Source organism: Clostridium sp. LBM24168 (genome assembly GCF_052953915.1).
The window spans coordinates 160843-187747 of sequence record NZ_CP196861.1 but is presented as its reverse complement, the minus strand read 5'-3'; the positions used below and the strand labels follow the sequence as shown (position 1 = coordinate 187747).

Genomic DNA, 26905 nt, shown 5'->3' with positions numbered 1-26905 from the left:
CTCTCCCAAATCATGCTATACCTAAAATAGTAATTTTAATATTGCTCAATAGATCTATTTCATGATAATCACCGTCTTTTGCACTGCTCTCATTAAAAACCCTAATTATAGGTCTGTCTGGAAATCCCTCATTTTGCTTTATAACATAGCCATCTTCATTATTGGACAATTTCACATGACATCCAAGGGGATAGATTGCAAAAGTGCTTTTGAAATCCATCACCAGATTCCTGTCAAAAATACTTCCACTTCCTGAAAGTATCAATTCATATGCCTCGTTAGGGCTGAATTTTTTCCTGTAACATCTGTCATTGCTTACGGCATCATATACATCACATATACATACGAGCCTTGCAAATTTAGTTATCTGTTTTTCAGTCAATCTATTCGGATACCCTCTTCCATCCACTCTCTCATGGTGCTGTCCTACTACTTTTATAGCGGAATCCGGAATTGAATAGTTATTTTTAAGCATATCTACACCATAAATTGGATGATTTTTTATTTCTGAAAACTCCTCCTCCGTTAATTTGCCTTTTTTGTTCAGTATATTAATAGGCACCTTGGTCTTTCCGATGTCATGCAGTATAGCTCCAACACCAAGCTCCTCCAAATGGCCTTTATCAATTCCGGCAGTTATTCCCAAAAATGATGACATAATGCAGGTATCAAGAGAATGTACAAAAGTATAATTGTCGTAGGTCTGTATATCATAAAGGCTCTTGTTTACATCTCCAATATCTATTATGTAATCTACCAGGTTTTCAACAGTTTTAATGGAGTCTTTAAGCGACTTTGTTTCACCATTATACAGGTTGGTACATACACTCGCCATACTCTTCATCGACGTCTGTTTAAGTTGCATCAGATCTTCATCTTCTACTTCCACATCACTTAGTCTTTCATCCTCCACATATATATACAATGCCCCAAATTTTTTCAATTTATTTATGTAGTCATTAGTCAATTTTACTCCAGCCCTCAACAAAATTCGTCCATCTCTTGTAAATATGCTTTTCCCAAGTATTTCATTTTCTGTAACTCTATCTATAAATTCTAGCCTCATTGCTCCACCTCAATAAGTTTCAACTTAAACGTATATTATTCGACCATTTTATATAATATAGTATATTACATATTAATTCCAATATAAATACTTTTACATATTTACTTGGAATGAAATTAACGTTATTATTATATTAGAATTATATTTGGAAATATATGGAGGTAATTATGAAGAAATTTTTATGCATTCTAACATCAGTTTCATTGATGGGGGGCATTCTATGGTACAATTACAATTTAAACAGATGCAAAGACTTCAACTATGCACTGAACAGGTATTTAACCACAGGAATTTTTAACAAATATAAATTGTACAGCATTGACGATGCAAAACTGTATTTTTCAAATGGACAGGTATCATTTTTTAAAGTTGATGGAATCTCTGCCAAATATCCCCACGAAAAAATAAACTATAGGGTATCCATGCAAAAGAACAGCCATGGAATATGGAAAATAGGAAAGATATATTTTGATGAAAAAGACCAGAATCAATAGGCTCTATTTCTTTTTTACCAGTTTGCTCCTGCACTGCTTGCATATTCCGTCCAGCTTTAAATCCAGATTTTCATTTGTAAGTAAAAATCCTGTTTTATTTTTTACTATTTCCTCTATTTCCTGCATCGGACAATCTATCTCTATCTGCCTGTGGCACAACTTGCACTGAAGTATATGTTTATGATTTTTTCTTATCAAGGCATAGCTCGACTTGTTCGTACCCAGGTCAAATCTTTTTATTATATTTTTTTTGTAAAAGAGCTCCAAGGTCCTATAGATAGTTGATATGTCATTGTTTAGATTTTGGGCTTTACATTCATTGAATATATCCTCCGCACTTATGGCACTATCACTTCTAAAAAATATTTTAAGAATACCAATTCTTGATTTTGTGACTTTTATATCATGTTTTCTCAAATACTCTTCAATATTATCCACGAAATCACCCCGAATTTAATAAAAACATACTTATATATCTATTATATACTTATTTCAAACATCGGGATAATAAAAATTGAGAGTGCTCCCATTGTCATCAAGCCATTTTTTAATGTCCCTGTAATCCGGAATGATTGATTCCACCAATCTCCAATATATGCTGGAATGGTTCATATGCACCATATGGCAGAGCTCATGAACCACCACATAATCTATGGCCTTCAGTGGGGCCATCATAAGTCTGTAATTAAAACTCAGGCTGCCCTTTGAAGAACAGCTGCCCCATATGGTCTTTTGTGACCTTACAGATATTTTTCTGGGCCTTACACCTATTATTCCTCTGTAAATATCGATTCTTTCCTTTAATACTACATACAGACACTTTTTATAGGATATGTATATTTCATATCTGACATTGTCCTCATTGGAGAACAATGTCTCATTTCCACAAATGACAACCCTGTCATCTGTAAATCTTACAGATAATTTGTTTGTGTTAATGCTGTATTTTTCTACCGGCAGTACTTTTCCCAGAAACAACAGTCCGGTTATTTTAGAATTGTCTATTATTTTCATCCTGTACCCTCCATCTGCCTGCCCTTTGAAGGGATAAAAATCCCCTCTTAATATTGTGCAATTTCGCTATTGAATTGTCAATTCCCGAATGATAAACTTAAACTTGAAAACGATAAATCCAAATTCAGGGGAGGGATTATAAATGAATATAAAAAAAGTGGCAGTACTGGGAACCGGTACAATGGGACATGGAATTGTCCAAACTTGTGCAAGGGCAGGACTGGAGGTAAACATGTATGGAAGGTCTGACGCCAGCCTTGGAAGGGGTTTCTCCAAAATGAAAGGCAGCTTGAAGGACCTAATGGAAGATGGCAAACTGACAGATTCTGAAGCCAAGGAGATTCTCTCCAGGGTAAATGGCGTAAAAACTCTTGAAGATGCCTCGGTAGGCGCTGAAATCATAATAGAATCTCTTGCAGAGGATATGCAGCTGAAGCAGGAGATATTTGAGAAACTGGATAAGATCTGCAATAAAGAGGTAATACTTGCTACAAACACCTCAGGACTGAGTCCCACCGGCATATCGAAAAACGTAAAATATTCCGAAAGAGTTGTAGTTGCACACTTCTGGAATCCACCTCAATTCATACCTTTGGTGGAAGTAGTACCCGGGAAATACACCTCGGAGGAAACTATGGATAAAACTATGGAATTCATAGAATTTATAGGTAAAAAAGGTGTACGTCTTGAAAAAGAATGTGCTGGATTTATAGGGAACAGACTCCAGCTCGCACTTTTAAGGGAAGCTCTCTATATAGTCCAGCAGGGTTTCGCAAAACCTGAAGAAGTGGACAAGGCAGTGGAATACAGTTTTGGAAGAAGGCTTCCGGCAACAGGCCCTCTTTGCAGTGCAGATATGGGAGGCCTTGACATATTCTACAATATATCAACCTATTTATTCAAAGAACTGTGCGATTCAAAGGATTCCTCAAAGATGCTGGAACAGATGGTCAAATCGGGAAACCTGGGCTGCAAATCCGGCAGAGGATTTTATAACTGGTCAGAAGACTTTCTGGATAAAAAACAGAAGGAAAGAAAAAATGTACTGGAATATTTTCTTCAGCAGGATGAGGATAAATAAAATTACCTATTCACTTTCAGCAACAGGTTTTTTTACAATTCCAAGAAGCACTGCCGTTATAAGTGAACCTGCCAGTATGGAAAATATATAGGCAAATGCACTTCCATATACAATTGGTATTACAAATATTCCACCATGGGGCGCTGGAAGTCCTATATTGAACAGCATGGAAAGCGCTCCGGCAACCGCCGCTCCCACTGCAGAGGCAGGAATAACCCTGGCAGGATCGGAGGCTGCAAATGGTATTGCCCCTTCTGTTATAAAAGTCGCACCCATTATATAACAAGTTTTCCCTGCATCTCTCTCATCTTTTGTAAATCTATTTTTAAACAATGTAGTTGCTATTGCAATTCCAAGGGGCGGCACCATACCACCTGCCATTATTGCTGCATGAGGTGTAAATTTTCCTGCAGTTATCATGGCTATACCAAAGGCATAGGCCGCCTTGTTTACAGGTCCCCCCATATCCACGGCCATCATTCCCCCAAGTATGAGTCCAAGTATTATCTTGTTGGCGGTTCCCATGGACCCCAGCCACTGTATGAGGAAATTGTTTATTTCCTTAACAGGATTTACAACAAATATTAGCATGAGGGCTCCAGTTATAAATATACCGAAAAGCGGATAAAGGAGTACGGGCTTTATTCCTTCAAGGGATTCTGGAAGCCTTGAAAACAATTTTTTCAGAATAACTACTACATATCCTGCAAGAAATCCGGCAACAAGTCCTCCCAGGAATCCTGCATCATTTTTTGCCGCTATGAAACCTCCCACCATTGCAGGTGCAAATCCAGGCCTGTCTGCTATACTCATTCCTATAAATCCCGCTAGCACAGGTACAATGAGTGAAAAGGCATAAGTTCCACCTATATCATGTATGAGCTTTGCCACTACGTTAAAAGAAGGGTCTTTTATATCGTAACTATTGATTCCAAACATGAAGGAAATTGCTATGAGTATACCACCGCCTACTACAAAAGGCAGCATATTGGATACTCCACTCATGAGATGCTTATAGAAGCCCGAGCTGCTTCCCATGTCAGATTCGCTGCTCTTTCTCCCGGTCTCTGAACGATATAAAGGTGCTTTCCCGGTTGATGCTCTATTTATAAGTCCTTCCGGATCCTTAATTGCTTCAGATACAGACACCTGTACCAGCTTCTTTCCGTTAAACCTGTCCATTTCAACCTGTTTATCGGCAGCTACAATTACCCCGTCAGCCTTTTCTAGGTCTTCCTTTGTAAGCTTGTCTTTTACACCTGTGGAACCATTTGTCTCAACCTTTATGTCTATTCCCATTTCTTTTGCCTTGTTGTTAAGGGCATCTGCAGCCATATAGGTATGTGCTATACCTGTAGGACAAGCCGTAACTGCAATTACAAATCTTTTAAAGCCGGGAGCTTTACCCTCCCCCCTGCCGCCTTTTTCACTTCTGGAGCTAATGTATTGCCTTTCCTGTTCATCTATAATGCCAATGACTTCGTATTCAGAGTAGGCATTTAGGAGCCTATCCTTAAAGTCCTTGTCCATGAGCATACTGGACAATCTAGCAAGGGTATCCAGATACTCCTCGTCTGCATCTGCACTTGCTGCTATCATGAAAAACAGTTGTGCATCGGTTCCATCCAGGGATTCATAATCCATGCCTTCCTTTTTTATTCCAAATGCAAGAGCGGGCATTTTTACAGCTTCAGTCTTTGCATGGGGTATTGCTATACCCTCTCCTATTCCAGTTGAGAATTCAGATTCCCTCTTTAGTATGGCTTTCCTGTATTCTTCTCTGTCATTCAGTTTTCCGGCAGAATACAGTATATCTATGAGTTCATTTATTACCTCTGCTTTATTTTCAGCATCAAGTTCAATCTTGATGGTGTTTCTCTCCAAAAGTTCAGTAATTTTCATAGTGAATCCTCCTTATTTCTACTTTCGGAAGCAATTTCTCCACATCTTCCTTCCTGCAAAGATCCATAGAAAAGGCCGTGGCACTTCCGGAGGCCGCACCATATCTGAAAGCATCCACTATACTGGAACCCCCGGCATACTGTGAAAGAAACCCTGCCACAAGTGAATCTCCGGAGCCAACAGAATTTTTAACTTCTCCCTTTGGTGCAGATGCGCTGTAGACACCTTCACTGCATATCAGGAGTGCACCTTCCTTTCCCATTGAAACTACAACATTCTCCGCCCCCAGGTGACGCAGCCTGTCAGCATAACAAATTACCTCTTCAGTTTCTTTGATTTCTTCATTAAACAATTCCCCAAGTTCATGTATATTGGGTTTTATCAGAAATGGCCTATACTTCAACGTATTGGTGAGGGCATTTCCTGTAGTATCTACAATTACCCTTCCCTTTCCACACCTTGTCTGAATCATTGAGTAAATATCTCCGGACACGGATTTCTGGACATTACCGGCAAGTACTATGAAATCATCTTCCTGCAGGTTCTCTATCTTCTCAAACAGTTCATTCAGTTTATCCCTGCTTATATCAGGTCCCGCCCCATTTATCTCTGTTTCTTCCTGTGATTTCAATTTTACATTTATCCTGGTATCCTGCTCAGTCCATATAAAATCAGTGGAGATTCCCGCATTCTTAAGAAAATCCTCTATAAATTTTCCTGTAAATCCTCCGAGGAAGCCAAGCGCCCTGCTCTCAATACCGAGATTGTTCAATACCCTTGACACATTTATCCCCTTGCCCCCTGCGTACTTTTCATCATTTTTTACCCTGTTGACAGTTCCGACAGTGAAATCATCCACCTGTACTACATAATCTATTGAAGGGTTAAATGTTACTGTATATATCATTTATCCATCACAACCTTTACACTGGTTTTTTCCAGATACTTTTTATAGTTTTCCATCCTGCAGTCGGTGATTATATCCGCATCACCCAGATCGGCCACCTTTACAAAGCTGACCTCGCCGAATTTACTTTCATCTGCAAGTACATAACTTCGTCTTGAATGTTTCATTGCACTCATTTTAAGTACGGCTTCCTCGGAATCAGGAGTTGTAAATCCATATTCCAGGTGTATACCATTTATGCCTATAAAACACCTGTCAAACCTGAATTTTTGAATATTGTTCAGTGCGTCTGATCCTACCACCGCCATTGTTCTGCTTTTAATGCTGCCACCGAGTATATATCCATTCATATCATTCTCTATAATGGAATTTATATGCTTCAAGCCGTTTGTAACTATTATTATTTCCTTGCCGCGCAGATACTGGATCATTTCAAAAGTAGAAGTACCTGCATCCAGATATATACAGTCACCATTGTTTACGCAGGAAGCGGCAAACTCCGCTATTTTTCTCTTCTGCACTGTATTTTGTACTTCCTTTTCACCATAGCTTGGCTCTATAAGCCTCCCTCTCGGCACTGCAGCCCCACCCCGTATTCTTCTAACTGCATTTATCTTCTCCAGATAGGTGAGATCACGCCTTATAGTGGATTCTGAAGTATTTAAGATATTCACCAAATCATTTACCTTTACAATTCCACTCTTTTTCAATTCATTCAATATTATTCTATGACGCTGTTCCGTCAGCAAAATATTCACCTTCTTTGAAGATTATTAAAAGCTTATTCATATTATAATATAATATTTGCTCAAATTCAATCATTATCATTCATTAATATTTCAAAATAAATCATTATCGTTCATACAAATATGCTATAATCATATTCATTAATAATATTTTTTCGATAAAGGAAGTATGAATATGAATGGAAATTTTGCTACACTATTGAACTGTATGGATGGAAGGGCCCAGCTCCCTGCAATAAACTGGATAAGGAACAATTTCAATGTTGAATATGTAGACATAATATCGGAACCGGGTATAGACAGGGTTATTTATCTAAAGGACAGGGCATTTATGAATTCACTGGGTAAAAAAATGGACATATCTTTAAATTCACATGGATCAAACATAATATTTGTGGCGGGCCACTATGACTGTGCTGGAAACAATACGGATAAAAATGGACATATAAAGCACATCAAGGCTTCAGTGGAAACGCTTGAGAATCTGTATAAGGATATTCAGGTAATAGGCTTGTGGATTAACGAGAATTTTGAGGTGGAAAGAATTTAGAATCCATCTTGTTTTGCAGACAGATTCCAATTCTACTAATAAAATACTATGGTTACACTGCCCTCTGACAGTTTAAGCTCCCTCATTTTGAGTGAAAACAGACTTGTGTCTATAATTATTTTATTATCCTTGAGAGACACTCTCTTTACATCGTATTTTTTTACAATATTGGTGACGATACTCTTCGGGAGCTTCAGCTTCCCCACCTTGAAATCATTTATTTCATATACTATCCTTCCATTTTCCAGATATGGTTTCCCTGAAATGGACAATAGAACATTTATTCCCTTGTAATTTGAAGGCAGATATATAATAAATCTGTCCTTAAATATTTCAGTATATATTGCCTTTACCTTCAAATCCCCGAACTTATTTTCGTCTATGGGATACAGCCCTATAAGTTCATTTAGCTCCTCATTACTCAAGGTTATGGATCCATTGTTTGCCGGCATATTGATTATTTTAGCTGCAAGTTGTTCCGAAGGCTGTGAAAAATCGGGTATGTTTGAAGAATTCCACGTAATCAGGCTTATAAGTATGGATAGAATAATTATCAAAGGTACAATAACAAGCAAGGATATTTTGAATTTTCTCGTCATAAATTCACCTCCTGGAGACAAATTACAATTTTCTTGTACTTATTTATAATATGCAGTTACAATAAAAACTTTCCTATAAATTTTGAAGGTAAAAAAGTAGAGCCGTGGATAAACAATCCGGCCCTACAAAATATACTCAAACCCTTTATTAAATATATTTTAATAAATAGGAGTACAGTAATCCTCATATTTAGGATTTTTACCTACAGTCAATGTAAAGAACAGCTCCTTAAGCTTTCTACAAATTTCTCCTTCTTTTCCATCTCCAACAATCCTGTGGTCAACTTCAACTATTGGAGTAACCTCCATGGCAGTTCCACTGAAGAATATTTCATCTGATGCATAGAGCTCTGTTCTCGTAACACTTCTTTCAACAACTTCAAGTCCAAGGTCTTCCTTTGCCAGCCTTATAACAAGATCCCTTGTTATTCCTTCAAGTATATTATCAGAAGCTGAAGGAGTTATAAGCTTTCCCTTCTTGAATATGAACAGATTTTCTCCAGGTCCTTCGCAAACATGTCCTGATCTTGTAAGGAATATAGCTTCATCAAACCCTGCCCTGTGTGCTTCAAGAGATGCCAGAGCCGAATTCAAGTAGGAAGCTGTAGCTTTTACCCTTGGAGGTATCATATTGTCCTCAATTCTTCCCCATGATGTTATACCAACACTCAACTCTGGTTTTCCTGCATATTTGTCCAAAGGCTGACAGTATATAACAACTTTTACATCAGGATCTGTAAGGCTTGGCCCTATATCCTGGGAATCGTTATAAATTATAGGTCTTATGTATGTAGTACGTTTGAATTCATTTTTCTTTAAAAGTTCAACTGTCCATTTTATAAGATCATCTACTGTATACGGAATATTAAGATTAAGCGTCTTGGCGGATTGAAGCATTCTGGTATAATGGTCTTTCAACCTGAATCCAAAAAGCTGTTTCTGATCCTCGTCCCAATAAGCCCTTATCCCCTCAAAACATCCAAGTCCGTAGTTGAAAGCCTTGCTTCTTACACCAATTTTTACTTCACTTTCATCTACAATTTCTCCCTGGTAAAATACGTACGATTTCGACATTAAAAAGCCCCCTTAATAATATTATGATATTTATAAATATACTGCTATAAAAAAACTAAGTCAATAATTTTTAGAATCTTTCAATTTATAGTATACAACATGCAAGATAATAATTTCAATAAGGTCCAGGCGTCAAAAAATGGAAATGAGTCCCCTTCACCCCTATAAATAATTATCTTCTAAATTGGCAAACTATAAGTAAATCAAATTTAGGAGGAAAATAAAAATGCTAAAGAAAAGTATTAAAACATTATGCGTTTTGACCATTCTGGCTTCATTGAATGTAAATGCTGCAGAAGTTCATGCCATGTCATACAGGAACATATCCACAATCAGCCAGACTTCACTAAAGGGCAACCATAAATCTCACTGGAAGCTCCGTCTTGAAAAGCTTGTTGAAGCAGGTACCATAAACGAGAAGCAGAAAGATGCAGTACTGAATTCTATAAACTCCGGTGATTTCCGCAAATCAATGAAAAAGAACCCCGAATGCTTCAGAAACAAATTAGACTCACTTGTTCAGAATAAAACCATAACTGAAAAGCAAAAAACCGCCATTGAGCAGTTGTTAGATTCTTCAAAAAAACAAGGTAAAAATTTTAAGGCTTCCTTCAATAATGGCCTGGATGAACTTGTAGGCAAAAAAATCATAACGAAAGCACAAAAATCCGCCATTGAGAATATATCTGCCTCCTGCAGAAAGGAACACAGGAAACAACTTGCCACATTCTTAAACAATAAGCTGGATGCTCTCGTAAAAAACAACACAATAACTCAAGTACAGAAAAAAGCCATAGTAAAAAGCCTTGTTGATTTCAAGCACTAAAAAATTACAGCCGGGTATTTATCCCCGGCTTGTGTCACTTCTTTCGCTTGTATAATTTATAAGCTATGGACCAGCCTTTCAGTTCCTGTGGCTTGTCCGGCTTCACATTTGTCGGGAATGCAAAGTTGCAAAGCCTTGCCCTGTAAGGGCTGACTTCAAAATTATCAAGTTGAAACTCATCTGAATAAACTATAACATTATCTTCATTCAATAAAGTTATAGGGATTTTACTCAGGGAAATAGGTTTTAGTGATGCATTTCTCATAACGCAGGTGACAAGTATACTTCCTTCTGCATCAATTCCTATACTGAAAGTGGATATGCTGAACTCGCCCTCTTCCAGTTCAGGCAAACCTTCAAGAAACTGCTCAAGAACCTGCCTGTCCTTATCACTCATTTTTTCAGGCAGACCTTCATATCTCGGGTGTACCTTTCTACTTATTTTAAACGTTCCGTTTAGGGCCAGTTCCCAGTCCTCCGGTATACTGTCGAATTTTACATTTTCTTTGGCAAAATATATCTTTATCGGTCTTACAGAATGGGGTGGTAATTGTCCGAGCCTTCTCAGATCAAAAATCTGGGATGCCAGAATATCCCCCTTGGAATTTCTTATTACAAAAGGTATATCTTCAAGATTCAAATTCTCGGAAAGTCCGTTTCTTACATATACCTTCATTTCATATTTGTCTCCCTGGTCATATATATATACACCGGATACATTGAGTTCATTCTGTCTTATTGGAGGAAGCTGTTTTATTTCATCCTCTAAAATTTCCTTATGTACATCTGAAATCACAACATCATCTTTATCAAGAAGTGACAACCTTGTGGGAACATATCTTTCTTCATCTTTATTCTGTGAATTATTATCCATTTTATTAACCATATATATTGTCCTCCGTTTATCAATTTCACATTTCAATAAAATTCAAATTTATCACTTATTTCATTATACTATAATAAACTGCTTTATTCTACAGGATTGTTGAAATGCCAAAATAATCATATTTTGTATCATAGAAATTATTGCTGATAAATGATATAATGGTTTAAAAAACAAGGGGTGGTGAAACATGGAAAAGCCTATAAAAAAATATGCCGCGTTGCTCTTCTGTATTTTCGTATTTATAATCTTTGGGATATCTCCCATATACAGCCAGGCAGAAGCCAGGGGAAACAACATCTATTCAACTACGGACACCAATATACAGGTTGACAATGTATATCCTCTCCAGAATGGAATTGCCCAAATACAGAAAAACAGCTTATATGGTTTGATAAATTCACAGGGTAAAATAATAGCGAGACCTGAATTCACTTCCATCTCAAGCTTTGAAAATGGATATGCAAAAATCGGCAAAGGATCCAAATACGGTATTATAGATAAAACCGGGAATATAATTATACAACCTAAATTTGAGGATATATCATACTTTCCTGAAGAAGGCCTGGCTGCAGTAAAATTAGACTCCAGGTGGGGCATTATAGACAGGCAAGGTGAAACCATCATAGCTGCCAGTTTTGATGCTGTATACGGTTTTAAGAATGGTTACATGAGAGTAAGGGAAAACAACAGATACGGTTTTCTGGACAAAAACGGCAACGTACTTTTAAAATGCAGCCTGGCAGATGCCAGTGATTTTCAAGATGGTCATGCTGCCGTTAAAATAAACTCCGTCTGGAAACTCATGGATGAAAAAGGTGATTTTTCTGACTTCAGCTTTGATGAAATAAAACAACCGGACAATGGAATCATGGCTGTAAAAAAAGATTCCAAATGGGGACTTGCAGATATAAACGGGAATACAATTCTAAACCCTCAGTACCAGGATATATCCATTTTGAGCAAAGACTTGATAAAGATAAAAGCTTCAGAAAAATGGGGAATCATAGACAGATCCGGCAAGTTAATACTCAGCCCTGATTTTGACAGTATAATATCCACAGATGATGGAATGTGTCTCATAAATAAAAATGGAAATTACGGCATAGTCAACCCTTCGGGCAAAGTGATTGTACAACCCAAATATGACTGGATAGACAACTTCAGTGAAGGCAAGGCAATTGTGTCAATAAATGGTAACTACGGATTTGTAGATACTGCAGGTAAAGATACGATAGAATCCAGGTTTGACAGGATATATGCTTTCCGTGAAGGACTTGCAAGAGTGAAATTAAACGACAAATATGGATTTATAAATGAAAATGGAGATGTTGTGATAGAACCTACCTTTAACAATGCCTATGACTTCAAGGATGGATATGCTGCCGTGGAGAAAGACGTCTCCCCCGGGGACAGCAGTGGGAAATGGGGCTATATAAACAGATCTGGTTCAATTTTTATAGCCTACGACTTTACCAATACTTATAATTTCGACAATGGTACGGCAACTGCACTAAAGAATGGAAATTGTATTATTATCAAGAATAAGGATATAAAATTTATTGAAGACAAGGTTACGGAGGATCCCTACAAAACCTGGAAAATATATTTCAATAATTCCCTAGATGATAAAACAATAAAAAAAGACGATGATACAATAACTCGCAGTATTGCCATGACAATGACAAACAACATCAAAGTTACGGACAGCCGCGGAAAATATGCCAGTGTTTCATTCCAGTTCACGAGCCCCGGAACCATATTGATAAATCCACCTTATAATGGATACGAAAAAAACATTCAATACACTATAACTGTATTGAATGATATAAAAAACAAATCCGGTGAAAAGGCAGAGCCTTCAATTACAAGGATGAATTTCACAGTATCCGGTAATTGACCTTGTTATTTTATAGTTACATTGACTACATTCTTATTGTTTCTTACCGCCATAACCGTAACAGGCATATTTTTATACTGACTTTTCAACTCATTGGCATATTTATTTGCAAGCTCTTTTACAGCACTGTCACTGACACCATTTTTTACAACCATGGTTGCTATGGCCTTGTTCTTCTGTATATATACTTTTCCATTGGATATTATCTTTTCCTTTTTTAGCTGTTCGGTTTTATCCTTATTGACAGTTACATTAGGTTCACTATTCTTTTTGGCGGACTGGGCTGTTTTCTTAGAGTTGTCCCCATTTTGGGATGACTCTTTTCCAAAAGAGCATGCTGCCAAAGAGATGGTTAAAGTCAAAATTACAACTATTGCTCCTAATTTTCCAAAACTATGTTTCATTATTAACACTCTCCCCTGTAACAAGTAGATAACTACAATTTATTCTATCACATATAGAACTGCATCACAGGGTTTTGCAGCGTTGTTAATAAACTTTTCAAATATTTGACTACTTGGTCAAATCATATTCAAACTGCTCTGCTGCCACCATGTAATTATCCTGTGCATTTTTTAAATTAATCTTTTCACTGTCCAGTGACAGTTTAGCGGATTCTACATCAAGCTGGACTGCCGTACCCTGTTTGAATTTTGCAAGTACCGTGTTGTAATTTTCCTGTGCACTTGCAACTTTTGCATTTTCCACAGATATATTATCCTCAAGATTTTTCAAATTATAGTAGCTGTTCCACAGTCCTATTTTACTGTTCAATACAGTATCAGAAATAGAATTTTCAAGATCCTGGATACTCAATCCCGTGCTCACTTCTCCTGTAGCATCATTGTAGGAATATTTCTTATATATGTCCTCCTTGATCTGGAGTATTGCAAGATTATTTTTCATTTTTCCCATGACATAACTGTTGCTTACAGAGCTGTCTATTTTTCCCTGAATACTGCTGTCATCAAATCTGGCATATTCCTTGTTTGTTGGTACCAAAACCAGATCACTGTCAAGATCCATATCTATTGCCTGCTTTATACCAAGTAGATCCTCCTGGTACTGTGCCTCCGGAGTATTCAAAGACGCCTGAAGCTGGCTCTTTTGAACATTCAATGACTGAAGTGCATCATTTGTGGCAACACCCTGCTCTATTTTTATTTTTATCTGTTCAATTTGCTTGTCTACATTTTCTATCTGTGCATTGATTGTATTTATCTGATCCTGGCAATTAAGTGCATTCATGTATTTCTGTTCCACCTGAAACTTGGTGGTCTGAAGCAAGTCATTCCTGTCATATTTGGCATCCTTTATACTCTGTTCATCACTCTTTGGAATTACATCCGTCTGCAGCTTTATATTTACATACTGACCTTTGGGATAGTTAACCTCACTTGTATCACTGTCCTTTATGAGGGCCGCATTCATACTGTCCCTGTCGTATTGCCTTTGATAGAGCAGTATCTTCTGATCCGCAGATTTAATCTTGATATTGTTTTTATCTATATAGCCCAGAACATCATTTAATCTCAGAGTTTGTTTCCCGGTTATGGAAGAAACGGAAGAACTGCCTGAAACCTGGACCGAATTTGCACTTTCGGCAGCAAAACAAGTAACATTCATACTTAAAGCCAGTGCCAATCCAATAATTATATTCAACCTCTTTTTCATGTTTTACCCTCCATGAATCCTAATTTATTTTGGAAGTATCATTTCCTATACTGCAGGCCTGGCTCAACTTGAGCTGTGCCATCCATATATCCCTCTGTGCAGCTTTCACCGTATTCTGGGCATTTTTCAAATCCAGCGCCGCAGCATCAAAATCTATTTTGCTAATCACACCTAAACTGTATTTTAAACGCTCGGTATTGTAACGGGTTTGAGAAAGGTTAAGTGCATCCTTCTTTGATTTGAGCATCCTGTTTTTAATCTGAAGGTCATTGTAAAGTCCATTGATCTCAGGTATTATATCCAATTTCTGAATTTCAAGACTGTCATAAGCATTATCCAGCTTGGTCTGCGCCAATCTGTTGGGTATGGATTGTTTATCCGGAAACACACCGTTTGTCACATTATATTCAAATTTTTGCAAATTTATATTCTCCTGGCCTACAAGTATCTCCGCTCTCTTCTCAAGTGCATCATTCAAATATTCATCGTAGCTTCTTATATAAGGTGTTTCAGTAAACTTGTCCCTTAAAAGCAGGTCATATTTTTTATAAATGTCGGCTCCAACCGTCTTGTTGACATTTATAATATCCATGTCATATTTTCTCTGTGCCTTATCCCTCTGGGCTTTTTGCGCATTGTAATCTGCCTCCGCCTTTTTTTCATCTGAAGGGGATATCAATCCAAGACTCAGTTTGGTCCTAGCACTCGTATACTTGTCCTCTTCATTATCCATTTTCTGCTTTTCAAGATCAAGTGAATCCCTGTCATTCATAAGAGTAGTATACTGAGTATAGGCAGACAGCTTTATTTCATTTTCAGCAACAGATTTCATCTGAGTATATTTATACTCGGAAAACTTGTCTTCTTTACGGGGATTAGCTATACCCTGCATAAGTGAAAGCCTTGTATAGGCATCCATATCCGGTGCCCCCTGATCAAGCTGATCTGCATAATTGCTGGCATTTTTAACGTCGGCATCATACGAATTCTGTGCCTGTTTTATGGATATATCTATGCTCTTTACTTTATAGGAATTTTCTATGGCTGCCTCTATAGATGAATCTATATCCAGAGTATTTCCACTTGCAAAAGCCGGAGTGCCTGAAAACACAATAACCAGTATGCATAATACTGCTGTTTTTAACTTGTTCATGTTTACCTCCCTTCATACATGCTAAAAATGTTTTTATACTAACATTAACAAAATAATTTTATCATAAATATAGAAATATTGCCATATATTAAACAGAAGGGAATTGCCGTTTTCAAAAACAATTCCCTTTTCATTCAATTCCTGTTTATTTTGCAGTAATAATATAACCACTCAAATCATCACTTGAAGGTGAATAAATGGTATAGGCAGCATCGTCATGCTTTTCACTTCTTATACTTATACCGGAAGTACTGTTGTTTGCAGTTATCTTGATAACATCACCTTTATCAAAAGAATAGGCTTTAAATCTGTAGATTACAGTTTTTCCATCAACACTTATAGCATTTGGAGCAAGTGTCTTCCCTGTAGTCACATCTGTAAATATGAAATCATCTGAATATTGACTTTGTATGGCAGTATCTATATCCTGATTAAAAGCCACATTTACAGTATCCGTATTTGATGCGCTAGTAGCTGTAAATTGACTGGATCTTGTTACAGGAGGTATATAAACTTTGGTAGAGCCTGTTCTTATGTTCCTTCCTGCAGAATCCACTGAATTATTATTTACTACACTTAAAGTAGTACTTTGCCCGCAATCCTTTATTCCCTTTACTTTTTCACCATCTTTAACTCCAGCTTTGTATATCAGTATAACATCATTTCCTGCGTTGTATGCGCTGTCAGGCTTGTATCCATCCACCTTGAAATCATTTAAATCAAGTGAATCAAGTGCTCCTGAAAGGGAAACCTTAACCCTTATATCATCTCCGCTGAATGTCATCTCTGCAGTGCCAGATATAATTTTAGGTCCATTACTGCTGGTTGTGCTTATGTCCCCTATATATGATCCTAAATCAATGGAATTTCCATATTTATCAACAACATTTTGGGTTCCAACTTGAATTACACTTCTGGCTGAAGTACCTTCTCCTATGGTATAACTTGAAGGGAATTCAATAGTAACACTTTTGGCATCATAAGAAGATGTTACAGTTGCCCCGCCAGGAAGATTTTTAACCTCTCCTGTTCCATCCCTGAACACATAGTTCGACTTGTTTGATATGGAATCGTCATCCATGGTATGGCTGAAAAATATTGTAACAGCCTTATCATTATCAAATCTTTTAACTATTTCAGTAACTCTGACACCCTTGTTGTCCATACCCGATAAAGTGGTCGTATAAGTATTCAGAACATTCGGTTTTGCCTCGGTGTCTATTATGTTTTTTACAGTCAAAGTATACTTTGATCCGCTTAATGTATCATCATCAAATTTGAGATCAAAGGTTCTGTTGTTGTTTCCATCTACGGTTACGGTATTGACATTGTTTAATTTGTAGCTTATGTCATTTCCATCAGAATCCATAAGTTTATAGTTTCCGGTATTTGTGGCATAACTTCTCACAACATCCTTGTTGAATTTAACCCTTATGGTTTCTTCATTCAGAATATTTGCAGATGCAACTTCAGGTTTTTCACTGCTGCTTCCATAATAGAGGGTAGTGCTTGTCTGGTTGATTGTATTATAGAAGGTATCTTCCACTTCATTTTCTACAAGGATTGTATTTGTTCCCTGCTCAAGCATATCTCCTATATTTTTTATTCTGACTATGCTGTCCCCTGAACCCGGTTCAAAGGTTACATAGGATTCGTCTACATCCACAGTATCCCCATTTATCTTATAGTTTGAAGGTTCAAGTGCCGTTTCCTGATCCATTGCCCTGTTGTATTTTACATATATGGTACCTGCATTGTCACTTGTAACACTTTCTACCTGTGGTTTTCCGGATACAGATTCGACTGTAAAATCCTTTGACTGGCTTTGAATCGGAATATTGGCTGCATTGTCAAATTTGCTTCCCGACGTGCCATCTGAGATAGTAAAAGTATTGTTGCCTATAGGGAGTACTGAGTTAAAATAGAGGTCAACTCCGTCTGCCCAGTCTCCGGATTGATTCTTGAATTCCGTATCGGAAGTATCCAGTCCATAGTTTTTAACGCTTCTCTTGTTTATCTTCATGGAGGCCAGGTCATTTTCATCCATTCTCACAGCCTCTGAAAATTCAACCCTGATTTTGTTGCCGCCAACTGGAGTAACCGATTCAATTGACGGAGATCCATTTTCCTGGAAGGTAACTTCCTTTTCATATTTTGTGATATCGGAGGATGAATCATCAGTAAGCACGTTGTTCTTTACAGTAAAATTGACCTTTTTACCCTGTTTGAAGGGATTCTTGAAGGTAATTACAACAGTCCTGCCATCATCCTGCAGATATGCGGAGGATTGGGTCTGTGCTTCCGATCCGAGTGAATTCCCGTCCATTTCATAATTTGCAATTCTCTCTGCAGAGCTCTCATCTACAGCAGTATTGAATACAACCTTTATCTGGTTCAGCCCAACAGCTGTTACAGAATTTACAGTGGCGCTGTCGTCCACAACACCATTTACAGCATTTTTTATATCTGAAACCGTTGAAGCTGAAATCACACCTTTTTCCGAAATTATATTTACTCCTGTAGATGCAGCTGCCTTTGATCTTATGTAGTCAAGTGCATTTTGAGTCTGTGCATCACCTTCACCATTTACAATGACAAGAGGTGAAGAATTTATCCCTGCAAGAGATGCAGCTATAAGCGAATCAGCATATCTGTTTCCAGAGGCATTGGCCACATATATTTTGTCGGAGCTCAGACTGCTTCCGAAAGCCTTCAATACATTGAGGTTGGTTGCAAACCTGTCGGCACCTCCATTTATCCTGCCAACGGCACCCAGAGACTTGTAGGTATCATCATTTATAGTATTGTTCGTTCCCACTACTGTGACCTTGGAATTATGCTGCTTTACAAAATCCATGATAGAAACCATGCCTATCCTGTCATTCCCCCCGAGGAGAAGTATTTCACCCTTTGCAGCTGCCGCCGGAGCTGCAGAAAGAGAGTCTGAAAAATTATTTCCACCTGCCATTATGACATTTGAAGGGTCTACACCAAGCTTTACAAGCTGATTTGCTACAGCTGCATTGGTTTCATACCTGTTTTTGCCATAAAGCTCAATAAGGTTGTAATTTTCATCTTTCAGCTGATCCCTTATTCCCTGGGATATTACCCCTGTTCCGCCTATAATATATACATTCTTAGGTTTCAATTTATCCAGTGCAGCTTTCGTACTGCTGTTTAAATATGAACTAGCCGTAAAGAGTATTGGTGCAGCAAGCTGCTTTGAAAGTGCAACGGAGCTCAATGCATCTGCATAGCCTTCACCTGAAACAAGCAGTACATTATCACTGGTTGTCCAGTTGGAAGTTGCCGCAAGAGCTGCAGTTTCATAGCTGTCTGCACCCTCAACACTTGTAACATTGCCTGCAGCCTCTGCAGCTGCAGCAGGAACTGCCGCAGATAATACAAGCGAAAGAATAGTAGTACTCCCTATGGTTTTAATTGCCCTTTTATTCATAAAATCCCTACCTCCAGTGTTTTTTGTAATATATGAATATTGTACCATAGATACTAATTTTTTAGGAAAATCTTTTTTAACTTATCGACAGCAGTTTTCTTCCTGTATACGGCTGTCCTGTAGTTTATGCCCCTGGACTCTGCATATTCCCCCAATGACTTTTTATCCATATAGTACCAATAAATAATATCCTTTTCATTGGAAGATAGCTTGTCTATATCGTTTACAAGCTCTAGTTTATTTTCCAGTTCTATAAAATCCTCTTCAATATTTTCACTGGAAACCAGGGTATCCACAAGTTCACAGCCTTCCTCATTCAAACTGTTCAAACTGCAGCTGCAGGGCTTGCTTAAATTCCTTCTCATGAGATTGTAAAAATTCTTTGTTATGGCATTGGTAACATAGGCAGTGAAGGAGTTCCTCTCCAGATCATACTTGTTTACAGCCGTAACTACAGATTTATATCCCTCCTGAACAAGGTCTTCCATTTCGTATCCCCTTATATATATTGCACTGGACTTGTTTATTATAAATCCTTTAAAACTTGTACAAAGCTCTTCCAGTGCCCTTTTATCACCATTCTTTGCACTTATTACAAGTTTCTCTATTTTACTTTTATCATTCATAACAATGCACCCTTCAGACTTGTTTCAAGGATTTGAGTCCAAATTCCAGCAGCTTTTTCTTCAATTTGTTTCTCAGCCTGTAGCCTGCCTGGTTGAGTGCATTTGCATTACCCTCGTTTTCCCTGAGGTATTCTTCCACACTGCCATATCCTTCAATTATGATATTATATTCCCTCTCCCCACTTGAAAGGTTTGCATTTTCAATAATATAGTCATACATCATCCTGTTTATTACCCTGTCCTCAAGGGATTCGCATCTATTGTACTGACGGTAAAAACAACCTGCCGCCAATTCACTATCGGAGGGCACTAAATTCCCCTTTCTCCTCCTCAAATACCTGCTGTAATTCAATACCGTGTTCTTCACAACCCTATAACCATAGCCCCTGAACTCTTGCCAGCTGTTTCCCCTGAAGGCAGCCATGGAACCCACAAGATTCTTCAGTGAAATACTTATGATATCATCCTCATCCGAATTTCCGAATTCAACCCCAATATAATCATTGTACATACTTCTCATGGCACCTATAAAATAGACTTGAAGCCTGCAGATATGTTCATCTTTCCCACTCAAAATACCCTCTACAAATTCCTTCAGATCAGCATTACGATTTTCCATTTAAATTCTCCCCTCTCATTAATAAGTTTGTGTTCATTCAAAATGTGGTGAGCATAAAGTTATTAAATCCAAAGTTCGAGTTATATACATATTTAAACTGCATCTATATTATAAGACACCAACTTTTTTAAACAAATAACGGATTTTCTGTAATTTTTTTCATAAAACTAAAAAAATGCATAAAAAAAACAGTCAAAAAGACTGTTTTTTTACTGTTCATTCATATCTTCAAAAACCACATTCCAGTTATCCATTACTATGGAACTTTCTACGTCCATATTGATATCAAAGGCAAAATTACATACCCTTGCCTTCATTGATTCTATTTTAAGTCCATTTGTACTAAAAACTGCAGAAGCAATCACCGTACCCTTTTCATCCTTTACAGTAATAGGAAGCTTGTCTATCTTGACGGATTTACTGCAGCCGTTTCGTATCAAAAGTGTCACTATAATTTTCCCCTGCTTTTGAATTGCAACCTTGAATTTTGATATGCTGACACTGTCACGATGTACCTTTGGAAGACTGTCCATAAACTCCCTGAACATAGGTACATATTTTTCATCCTCCAATGAAGATTCATCAAGTGCAACAGGAGCATACTTTACAGCCTTCATACTCCCATTAAAAATCACATGACAGCCCTCGGCAGAAAACTTATCCATATCAACCACGGACTTTTCAAAAAAAAGCTTCCAGGGCCTTGCAGCTCCATATTCCAGATCCCCCATTTCAGTGAGATCAAATACCTTATTTCCGACTATCTCTCCCTTTGAATTCAGAAGTGTCAAAGGCACATACTCAAAATTCACCTTCCTGTGAAGGCCATTCCTGAAATAAACTTTTACCTCTATACTTTCACTATCCTCAAAAGCATAAATGGTGGATATGTTTATATCATCTTCCTTTATGGGGGGAAGATCAGCTATCTCCTCGTTTAAAATCTCTTTCTGGACATCAGATGCTATAATGTCCTGTTTTTCAAGCAGTGACAGCTTCGTCTTTACACTGTTTTTGTCTTTCAATATTGTATACCTCCATTATTCAATTCACAGTAAGCAATTGCTGTTGATTTTCAATTTTATACGAAAATACTCATTAAATATAGTATAGCATATAACGGATGTACATATCTATAGAAGTACTGACTTAAATAGTTTCGCTAGAAAACTTGATACACTAAGAAGTTATATGTAGCTTGGGGACTGACTCCCCTTACATTTTTTGTAAGGGGGTCAGTCCCCTTTTAATATTATAACTTTATTTGAATAATCAATAATTACTGTGGAGTCTTCAGGAAAATAAGCATCATCAGGAATGATTATTGTCTTGCATTTTACATTTAAATTCAACTTCGGTATAAATATATCCTTGCAATCGGAATATGTTATTATGAACTTAAATTTTTTCCTCTGGATTTCTTTCATCTTATTGTCATCAAAAAGTAAGTCATAATAATCACGAGAATTTTTAACTCTATTCTCCATGAAAAGCAGCTTCTCCTTGTAATTTTGCTCCTGTGGTCCTATAATATCCAGATTCCCTTTATTATAAATTCCAATGGCGTCTTCGGGAATATTTTTATTATTAGTATTTACTTTTGTATATAAAACTACGAGAACTCCTATTATGACACATATCACAGCCAACTTCAACATGAATCTCATTTGGTCACCCCACAGAATCAATAAATTATCGTTACATTACCTGAATATTGTCTATCAAGCTTGCTGTATCAAAATAACTGTCTCCAGCATCCGAAACATGTAATTTAAGTGTTATAGTCTGTCCTCTATACCTGGAAATATCATAGTCCACGTGCTTCCACTTAGTTTGAAATGCCGTGTGGTCACCACCATCAAAATCAACTCCATAAACTGGAAACCACTGTGAGACATTTATAGATTCACTGGCAATATCAGTAGCTATATTATTAGTATCTATAATAGATGCTGAAAATTTGTCATCATAAGGAGAATCTACATATTCCATAGGCTCCTCGGAAACTACATTGTAATCAAAAGATAAATTTAAAGCATCATCCGGTACGTAGAATGACTGCTGCAAATAGCTGTTGGAATCCGATACTGAGCCCAATCCCGTACTTATAAGAGCCATATATTTTCCCTCAACAGGATTTAGCTCCGACAGCTTATTGATAATTCTAACGTCTCCAGCGGCAATCCATCCGTTAATATTGCCAGTTTCAAAACTTCCATTGGTAAAATCACTTGAACCCAATTTAGCATTGTCATTTTTTGTGTACAACTTGAAAGATGCTAAATCACCGTCATTGCTTCCACACTCTTCAATTGTCTTTTCATAAGCATCTTTTATGCTTAGGTTGTCATCTATCAAATAGTTGAACAATGTCTTTCCAACGTTATTATTGTACTGGGAATTAACAGTATTGGAAAAGCCCAAATAAGCAACGGCTCCTTTGTCCAGATATACATCTTTCATAGTATTGTCATATGCACTGTCACAGAACCCGCCGTATACTACCGTACTATTTATATTACTGTTATAACTATCTATGAAAAACGGCGTGACCGCATAATATCTGTAATTGCTTCCCGGTACTGATACTATTGCCAGCCGCCCGGTTTTCAGATCTTTTTCATGTTCTTTTAAAGTATCTGCAGTGACTATTTCCCCGGTCATATTAGTTACAAGAGGTGAATCTACCACCTTCTGGTAGAACTTTTGAAATATATTCCCTGCAAATGTGGTACCTCCGTGGGTATGTACAATTATAGCACTATAATTGCCCAAATCTTTAAATGCATTAACATCAGCTTCCGAATTATATTTTTTTACAAATGCATACTTCTGTGCCGAAGGCATTTCACTCAATTCATCCTCGAAAATAGTTTTCGGATTCCTTTCAGAAAAAAGATCAAAGCTTGGTGAAAGAAGTAATATCTGTTTTGAATTACTAGCGCTATCTACAGAGCTGATTTTTAAGCTGTAATTATCCGGATTATTTAAAACAGCTTCCTGAGAACGCACAGGGTCACTATTTCTGGATATTGCATCCTTTGAAGCATCATCGTTTATAGATATTCCGCTGAGTATATTGTTATCGGAAACATACCAGATTCCACCATCAGATATGCCTGCATCTTTTACACCGGCTTGTTGTTTTAGCCAGGAAACTGTCCCATTGGCAGCCTCTTCAGCACTTTCCGTATTTTTTAAGCTTTCAAATTTACTGCTTGAGCTGCTGCCTAAATCAATATTATTCTGAGCCTGGCTGTCAGTAATGTGATCTATTACGCCTATATTTATAACATTACTGCTTTTTTGCCCTGAATCCGAAGCTGTCACAACTTTATAATTAAAAAACTTTTCTGAATCAGTATTGATCTGAATCCTGGCACTAAATACAGCGTCATTAGCAATATCATCCCCATTATCCACAGCACCGTCATCTTTCAAGGAAGCGACTTCATTCAAAGAATTGCCATCCGAATCAGTTTCATATAATTTAACATCATCTGCTGTTAAATCGCCGCTATTTTTTATTGAAATTTTAAAGGTAACATAGGGATCTTCATCATTAACATATAAATCATTTCTACTGGCCGAAAGTGCTGACAAGAATTCAACCGGCTGTGACGAACTCTCTGTCGTAAATTTTGTCTTCCACATATGCTTCAGCGGTTTATTGTCTTTATTCTTTACATTTTGAGTTATAAAAAGCGTATATTTTTGAGATTTTTCATAAGGCTGGCTGGGTGTTACAGTTACAATTTTTTTATCATAACTCAAATATACAAAAGCCGGAACCTTTTCCTGTGTAGAATCTTTAAGAACATAGACGGTGTCTGAATTTACTGTGGATTCCAATGCCTCATCAGTCAGCTTTATATTCCATACTTTATTTATGGAAACCGAAGTATCTATTGTTTTCTCCATTACACTGCCATCCGCAAAAACTACGGATGGAACAAATAAAAGTATCAATGCAATAAAAAAAATAAAAATCTTTCTGTTTTTCATTTTCCACCCCCAATTATACAATTATTAACTTTTTATTAACATTATATGAATTGATTTTACCATAAATTATCTTGCAATTCTACTATATTACAATAAAAGAGTCTTGGATTTCTCCAAAACTCTCTCCTTTTCTCTTGAATTATTTTTTAATTAATGAAGAATTAAAAAATAAAAGCACAATCCGGTAATGAGTCTTGCAATGATTGCTTTTCATCATCACTTATGTTAACCTCGCATAAATAAACGGTTTTCAGATTAGTTAAATCTTTCAGCACTTCCACATCTTTATCTTTAATGCCCTGGATCGTCATTAATCAAAGATACTCTAACTTAGGTAGGTATTTTAAAGGGGTTAAATCACTTATTCCATTGTACTCTAAACCTAAATGTTTTAATTTAGTAAGATTCTTAAAAATATTTAAATCTTTAGTTTGATTAATTCCATTCATACGTGTATTATTCAAGCTTAGATATTCCAGTTTAGTTAAATTTTTAAGAGGAGTCATATCACTAATGTTATTATTATCCAAATCAAGGTATTCCAAATTAATTAAATTTTCCATCCCTGAAATGTTAAATACCTGATTAGGTGCATAATCAATATTAGGAATACTTAATTTGGTTATTTTTTCAACATCGCTTTTATAAAGGGTACCTGTAGGTTTATTTATTTGATTTCTTATAGTATATTCTAAAAAACTATCTTTAAAAGTTACTACATTATTATCATTTTCAATATTAAAATGCAATTTATATTCATTTTTTAATGCCTTTCCTTTACTGGAATGCACATCGTTTTTAACATTTAGTATATAACTTTCCCCTGCTGTATATCCTCCCTGTGGTGCCGTTACTGTAACTGTACTATTATCTTGTCCCAATTGTATTCCTATATTTGCCTTATTACCATTATTATCCGTAACAGTAATACCCTGTTTGGTCAAATCATCAAATTTGACTTCATCCGTAAATCGAATTGTCCACATTTTATTGGCATCTACTGTTTGGTTGTCGGTAAAATTCGCTGCTTTTACACCAGGTGACAACAATAATAAAATACTAAAAATAATTCCTATTATAAACTTATTTTTCAATTTTTACCCTCCTGCATTTATATTTTCATCTGTTAACGTAGAAACATCAATAACACTTTACGAAATATTAATTTTCTGTTAACATTATATCACAAATTATTTTACAATTCTACTATATTAGTACAAATATTGACAATTACATGTACGTAACTTAAGAAAGGGGACCAGCCTCCTTTCTTAAGATTTTTGTCTGTCCGACGATCACTAAGAAAAAAAGAGGTGTTGTTTATGCTTTTTTCAGAAGCAGCAGAAAAATTTTTAGAAAGCCTGGATATATATAACAAATCCCAGGAAACAATTATAGGTTATGAAAAAGAATTAAGGTACTTTGTAACATTCTGGAAGGGAAAACATAACCATTCTCCAGAATTAGATGACGTTACAGACTTGGATATTGAAGAATATCTAAAATACAAAAAAGATAAAAATCTGGCAACATCCAGCATTTCAAGAGCTCTTAATATTTTAAGAAGCTTTTATAAATTTCTTTGTAAAAAAAACTATATGATATCAACGTAACCTATTATGTAGATTCGGTAAAAGTAATTAAAAAACCAAGACAGTTCTTGACAGAAGATGAATTTAAAAAGGTATTGGAGCATACAGACAGCAGATTAATGAACTGCATATTCGATGTTATTTTTCATTCCGGACTCAGAATAGGTGAATTAACAAATCTAAAAATAGAAGACGTTGACCTAAATTATAAGATAATTCATGTTTTGGGTAAGGGCAAAAAGTATAGAGACATACCTATTAGCGAAAAAATTTACGGTACATTAGTTGAATACTTAAATACTAGAAAAGCTGACGGCGATTATTTTTTTGCCACCAAAAGGACTGGAAAGGTTTCACAACAGTATATAAACAGATGCCTGAAAGATGCTATAAAAAAGGCAGAAATAAGCAAAAAAATAAGCTGTCATTCCCTAAGACATAGTTTTGCCACAAATCTTTTAATAAAAGGTGCCAATATTCAAGATATACGTGAACTTCTGGGACACTCAAACATAAAAGTAACCTCCATTTATCTGCACTCGATTCCGCAAAATTTAAGAAAATCAATTAACTTGTTATGATAATAAAAATCTAGGGAAAGGCAGTCCCCTAAAGTTCAGTAAGTGCTGTTACTAATACAGATGTCACTGTAGTTTTAGCAGATGGATTTGATGCAACTGCAGCAGCAGATGTAAATAATTATGCTATAGCAATAAATGGAGCAGCAGCAGTTAAGC

The 26905-nt window shown here is 36.6% G+C and carries 26 protein-coding genes; 7 read left to right on the top strand and 19 right to left on the bottom strand.

Annotation, left to right across the window (positions count from 1 at the left end):
- Positions 1 to 10: 10 nt before the first annotated feature.
- Positions 11 to 1066: an HD-GYP domain-containing protein gene (locus ACSVC9_RS00915; RefSeq protein ID WP_446898520.1), complete on the bottom strand. Its 1056-nt coding sequence runs from the start codon at positions 1064 to 1066 to the stop codon at positions 11 to 13.
- 167 nt (positions 1067 to 1233) lie between these two features.
- Between ACSVC9_RS00915 and ACSVC9_RS00910 the strand changes: the two genes are divergently transcribed.
- The gene (locus tag ACSVC9_RS00910; protein WP_446898519.1) at positions 1234 to 1560 is read left to right on the top strand and encodes a hypothetical protein; all 327 of its coding nucleotides are present in this window, start codon (positions 1234 to 1236) and stop codon (positions 1558 to 1560) included.
- 3 nt (positions 1561 to 1563) lie between these two features.
- Here the strand turns inward: ACSVC9_RS00910 and ACSVC9_RS00905 are convergent, their stop codons facing one another.
- Positions 1564 to 1998, bottom strand: a complete 435-nt coding sequence (locus tag ACSVC9_RS00905; RefSeq protein ID WP_446898518.1) for a Fur family transcriptional regulator — start codon at positions 1996 to 1998, stop codon at positions 1564 to 1566.
- 54 nt (positions 1999 to 2052) lie between these two features.
- Entirely contained in the window at positions 2053 to 2574 is a 522-nt protein-coding gene (locus ACSVC9_RS00900; RefSeq protein WP_446898517.1) for a M48 family metallopeptidase, read from the bottom strand.
- 142 nt (positions 2575 to 2716) lie between these two features.
- Between ACSVC9_RS00900 and ACSVC9_RS00895 the strand changes: the two genes are divergently transcribed.
- Positions 2717 to 3655, top strand: a complete 939-nt coding sequence (locus ACSVC9_RS00895) for a 3-hydroxyacyl-CoA dehydrogenase family protein (RefSeq protein ID WP_446898516.1) — start codon at positions 2717 to 2719, stop codon at positions 3653 to 3655.
- Between the two features lie 6 nt (positions 3656 to 3661).
- Here ACSVC9_RS00895 and ACSVC9_RS00890 read toward each other — a convergent pair whose 3' ends face one another.
- Genes ACSVC9_RS00890 through ACSVC9_RS00880 form a run of 3 tightly spaced genes read right to left on the bottom strand, consistent with a single transcriptional unit; the run spans position 3662 to position 7222 of the window.
- Positions 3662 to 5557, bottom strand: coding sequence for a PTS fructose transporter subunit IIABC (locus ACSVC9_RS00890; protein ID WP_446898515.1), 1896 nt, complete (start codon positions 5555 to 5557; stop codon positions 3662 to 3664).
- Positions 5544 to 6464: a 1-phosphofructokinase gene (pfkB, locus tag ACSVC9_RS00885; RefSeq protein ID WP_446898514.1), complete on the bottom strand. Its 921-nt coding sequence runs from the start codon at positions 6462 to 6464 to the stop codon at positions 5544 to 5546. The genes ACSVC9_RS00890 and pfkB overlap by 14 nt, the downstream gene beginning before the upstream one ends.
- On the bottom strand, positions 6461 to 7222 hold the full coding sequence (locus tag ACSVC9_RS00880) for a DeoR/GlpR family DNA-binding transcription regulator (RefSeq protein WP_446898513.1): 762 nt from the start codon (positions 7220 to 7222) through the stop codon (positions 6461 to 6463). The genes pfkB and ACSVC9_RS00880 overlap by 4 nt, the downstream gene beginning before the upstream one ends.
- Before the next feature lie 163 nt (positions 7223 to 7385).
- Between ACSVC9_RS00880 and ACSVC9_RS00875 the strand changes: the two genes are divergently transcribed.
- A complete protein-coding gene (locus ACSVC9_RS00875) occupies positions 7386 to 7760 on the top strand; it encodes a carbonic anhydrase (protein ID WP_446898512.1) in 375 nt (124 codons plus the stop codon).
- 35 nt (positions 7761 to 7795) lie between these two features.
- Here the strand turns inward: ACSVC9_RS00875 and ACSVC9_RS00870 are convergent, their stop codons facing one another.
- Positions 7796 to 8359: a DUF2140 family protein gene (locus ACSVC9_RS00870; RefSeq protein ID WP_446898511.1), complete on the bottom strand. Its 564-nt coding sequence runs from the start codon at positions 8357 to 8359 to the stop codon at positions 7796 to 7798.
- Between the two features lie 159 nt (positions 8360 to 8518).
- Positions 8519 to 9433 (bottom strand): branched-chain amino acid transaminase, encoded by a 915-nt coding sequence (locus tag ACSVC9_RS00865; RefSeq protein ID WP_446898510.1) that lies wholly within the window; start codon positions 9431 to 9433, stop codon positions 8519 to 8521.
- A gap of 226 nt (positions 9434 to 9659) precedes the next feature.
- Between ACSVC9_RS00865 and ACSVC9_RS00860 the strand changes: the two genes are divergently transcribed.
- Positions 9660 to 10259 carry a hypothetical protein gene (locus tag ACSVC9_RS00860; protein ID WP_446898509.1) on the top strand — a complete coding sequence of 200 codons (600 nt, stop codon included), beginning with the start codon at positions 9660 to 9662 and terminating at the stop codon, positions 10257 to 10259.
- A gap of 34 nt (positions 10260 to 10293) precedes the next feature.
- On the opposite strand, the gene ACSVC9_RS00855 is transcribed toward ACSVC9_RS00860, so the two are convergent.
- Positions 10294 to 11145, bottom strand: coding sequence for an SLAP domain-containing protein (locus ACSVC9_RS00855; RefSeq protein ID WP_446898508.1), 852 nt, complete (start codon positions 11143 to 11145; stop codon positions 10294 to 10296).
- Between the two features lie 187 nt (positions 11146 to 11332).
- Between ACSVC9_RS00855 and ACSVC9_RS00850 the strand changes: the two genes are divergently transcribed.
- Positions 11333 to 13042: a WG repeat-containing protein gene (locus ACSVC9_RS00850; RefSeq protein ID WP_446898507.1), complete on the top strand. Its 1710-nt coding sequence runs from the start codon at positions 11333 to 11335 to the stop codon at positions 13040 to 13042.
- A gap of 5 nt (positions 13043 to 13047) precedes the next feature.
- Here ACSVC9_RS00850 and ACSVC9_RS00845 read toward each other — a convergent pair whose 3' ends face one another.
- The 10 genes from ACSVC9_RS00845 to ACSVC9_RS00800 form a co-directional block, all read right to left on the bottom strand.
- Positions 13048 to 13446: a hypothetical protein gene (locus ACSVC9_RS00845; RefSeq protein ID WP_446898506.1), complete on the bottom strand. Its 399-nt coding sequence runs from the start codon at positions 13444 to 13446 to the stop codon at positions 13048 to 13050.
- Between the two features lie 109 nt (positions 13447 to 13555).
- Entirely contained in the window at positions 13556 to 14716 is a 1161-nt protein-coding gene (locus tag ACSVC9_RS00840; RefSeq protein ID WP_446898505.1) for a TolC family protein, read from the bottom strand.
- 19 nt (positions 14717 to 14735) lie between these two features.
- Positions 14736 to 15869 carry a TolC family protein gene (locus tag ACSVC9_RS00835; protein ID WP_446898504.1) on the bottom strand — a complete coding sequence of 378 codons (1134 nt, stop codon included), beginning with the start codon at positions 15867 to 15869 and terminating at the stop codon, positions 14736 to 14738.
- A gap of 145 nt (positions 15870 to 16014) precedes the next feature.
- Positions 16015 to 19326, bottom strand: a complete 3312-nt coding sequence (locus tag ACSVC9_RS00830; protein ID WP_446898503.1) for a cell wall-binding repeat-containing protein — start codon at positions 19324 to 19326, stop codon at positions 16015 to 16017.
- Positions 19327 to 19379: 53 nt separating this feature from the next.
- On the bottom strand, positions 19380 to 19952 hold the full coding sequence (locus ACSVC9_RS00825) for a sigma-70 family RNA polymerase sigma factor (protein WP_446898502.1): 573 nt from the start codon (positions 19950 to 19952) through the stop codon (positions 19380 to 19382).
- Between the two features lie 13 nt (positions 19953 to 19965).
- Positions 19966 to 20571, bottom strand: a complete 606-nt coding sequence (locus tag ACSVC9_RS00820; RefSeq protein WP_446898501.1) for a sigma-70 family RNA polymerase sigma factor — start codon at positions 20569 to 20571, stop codon at positions 19966 to 19968.
- A gap of 209 nt (positions 20572 to 20780) precedes the next feature.
- Positions 20781 to 21596, bottom strand: coding sequence for an SLAP domain-containing protein (locus tag ACSVC9_RS00815; RefSeq protein ID WP_446898500.1), 816 nt, complete (start codon positions 21594 to 21596; stop codon positions 20781 to 20783).
- A gap of 210 nt (positions 21597 to 21806) precedes the next feature.
- Positions 21807 to 22238 (bottom strand): hypothetical protein, encoded by a 432-nt coding sequence (locus tag ACSVC9_RS00810; RefSeq protein ID WP_446898499.1) that lies wholly within the window; start codon positions 22236 to 22238, stop codon positions 21807 to 21809.
- Positions 22239 to 22269: 31 nt separating this feature from the next.
- Complete coding sequence (locus tag ACSVC9_RS00805; protein WP_446898498.1) at positions 22270 to 24576, bottom strand: Ig-like domain-containing protein; 2307 nt, start codon at positions 24574 to 24576, stop codon at positions 22270 to 22272.
- Between the two features lie 314 nt (positions 24577 to 24890).
- On the bottom strand, positions 24891 to 25670 hold the full coding sequence (locus ACSVC9_RS00800) for an Ig-like domain-containing protein (protein WP_446898497.1): 780 nt from the start codon (positions 25668 to 25670) through the stop codon (positions 24891 to 24893).
- Between the two features lie 228 nt (positions 25671 to 25898).
- Here ACSVC9_RS00800 and ACSVC9_RS00795 point away from each other — a divergent pair, with 228 nt between their 5' ends.
- Positions 25899 to 26189 (top strand): site-specific integrase, encoded by a 291-nt coding sequence (locus ACSVC9_RS00795; protein WP_446898496.1) that lies wholly within the window; start codon positions 25899 to 25901, stop codon positions 26187 to 26189.
- 47 nt (positions 26190 to 26236) lie between these two features.
- A complete protein-coding gene (locus ACSVC9_RS00790; protein ID WP_446898495.1) occupies positions 26237 to 26749 on the top strand; it encodes a tyrosine-type recombinase/integrase in 513 nt (170 codons plus the stop codon).
- The last annotated feature ends 156 nt before the right edge of the window (positions 26750 to 26905 follow it).

What these genes read in the sequence shown, in the direction of transcription:
- ACSVC9_RS00875 (WP_446898512.1), top strand. Translation starts at nt 7,386, where the DNA reads ATGAATGGAAATTTTGCTACACTATTGAACTGTATGGATGGAAGGGCC.
- ACSVC9_RS00870 (WP_446898511.1), bottom strand. Translation starts at nt 8,359, where the DNA reads ATGACGAGAAAATTCAAAATATCCTTGCTTGTTATTGTACCTTTGATA.
- ACSVC9_RS00805 (WP_446898498.1), bottom strand. Translation starts at nt 24,576, where the DNA reads ATGAAAAACAGAAAGATTTTTATTTTTTTTATTGCATTGATACTTTTA.
- ACSVC9_RS00845 (WP_446898506.1), bottom strand. Translation starts at nt 13,446, where the DNA reads ATGAAACATAGTTTTGGAAAATTAGGAGCAATAGTTGTAATTTTGACT.
- ACSVC9_RS00850 (WP_446898507.1), top strand. Translation starts at nt 11,333, where the DNA reads ATGGAAAAGCCTATAAAAAAATATGCCGCGTTGCTCTTCTGTATTTTC.
- ACSVC9_RS00890 (WP_446898515.1), bottom strand. Translation starts at nt 5,557, where the DNA reads ATGAAAATTACTGAACTTTTGGAGAGAAACACCATCAAGATTGAACTT.
- ACSVC9_RS00825 (WP_446898502.1), bottom strand. Translation starts at nt 19,952, where the DNA reads ATGAATGATAAAAGTAAAATAGAGAAACTTGTAATAAGTGCAAAGAAT.
- ACSVC9_RS00860 (WP_446898509.1), top strand. Translation starts at nt 9,660, where the DNA reads ATGCTAAAGAAAAGTATTAAAACATTATGCGTTTTGACCATTCTGGCT.
- ACSVC9_RS00830 (WP_446898503.1), bottom strand. Translation starts at nt 19,326, where the DNA reads ATGAATAAAAGGGCAATTAAAACCATAGGGAGTACTACTATTCTTTCG.
- ACSVC9_RS00900 (WP_446898517.1), bottom strand. Translation starts at nt 2,574, where the DNA reads ATGAAAATAATAGACAATTCTAAAATAACCGGACTGTTGTTTCTGGGA.
- ACSVC9_RS00795 (WP_446898496.1), top strand. Translation starts at nt 25,899, where the DNA reads ATGCTTTTTTCAGAAGCAGCAGAAAAATTTTTAGAAAGCCTGGATATA.
- ACSVC9_RS00835 (WP_446898504.1), bottom strand. Translation starts at nt 15,869, where the DNA reads ATGAACAAGTTAAAAACAGCAGTATTATGCATACTGGTTATTGTGTTT.
- ACSVC9_RS00810 (WP_446898499.1), bottom strand. Translation starts at nt 22,238, where the DNA reads ATGAGATTCATGTTGAAGTTGGCTGTGATATGTGTCATAATAGGAGTT.
- ACSVC9_RS00895 (WP_446898516.1), top strand. Translation starts at nt 2,717, where the DNA reads ATGAATATAAAAAAAGTGGCAGTACTGGGAACCGGTACAATGGGACAT.
- ACSVC9_RS00865 (WP_446898510.1), bottom strand. Translation starts at nt 9,433, where the DNA reads ATGTCGAAATCGTACGTATTTTACCAGGGAGAAATTGTAGATGAAAGT.
- ACSVC9_RS00820 (WP_446898501.1), bottom strand. Translation starts at nt 20,571, where the DNA reads ATGGAAAATCGTAATGCTGATCTGAAGGAATTTGTAGAGGGTATTTTG.
- ACSVC9_RS00855 (WP_446898508.1), bottom strand. Translation starts at nt 11,145, where the DNA reads ATGGTTAATAAAATGGATAATAATTCACAGAATAAAGATGAAGAAAGA.
- ACSVC9_RS00910 (WP_446898519.1), top strand. Translation starts at nt 1,234, where the DNA reads ATGAAGAAATTTTTATGCATTCTAACATCAGTTTCATTGATGGGGGGC.
- ACSVC9_RS00915 (WP_446898520.1), bottom strand. Translation starts at nt 1,066, where the DNA reads ATGAGGCTAGAATTTATAGATAGAGTTACAGAAAATGAAATACTTGGG.
- pfkB (WP_446898514.1), bottom strand. Translation starts at nt 6,464, where the DNA reads ATGATATATACAGTAACATTTAACCCTTCAATAGATTATGTAGTACAG.
- ACSVC9_RS00840 (WP_446898505.1), bottom strand. Translation starts at nt 14,716, where the DNA reads ATGAAAAAGAGGTTGAATATAATTATTGGATTGGCACTGGCTTTAAGT.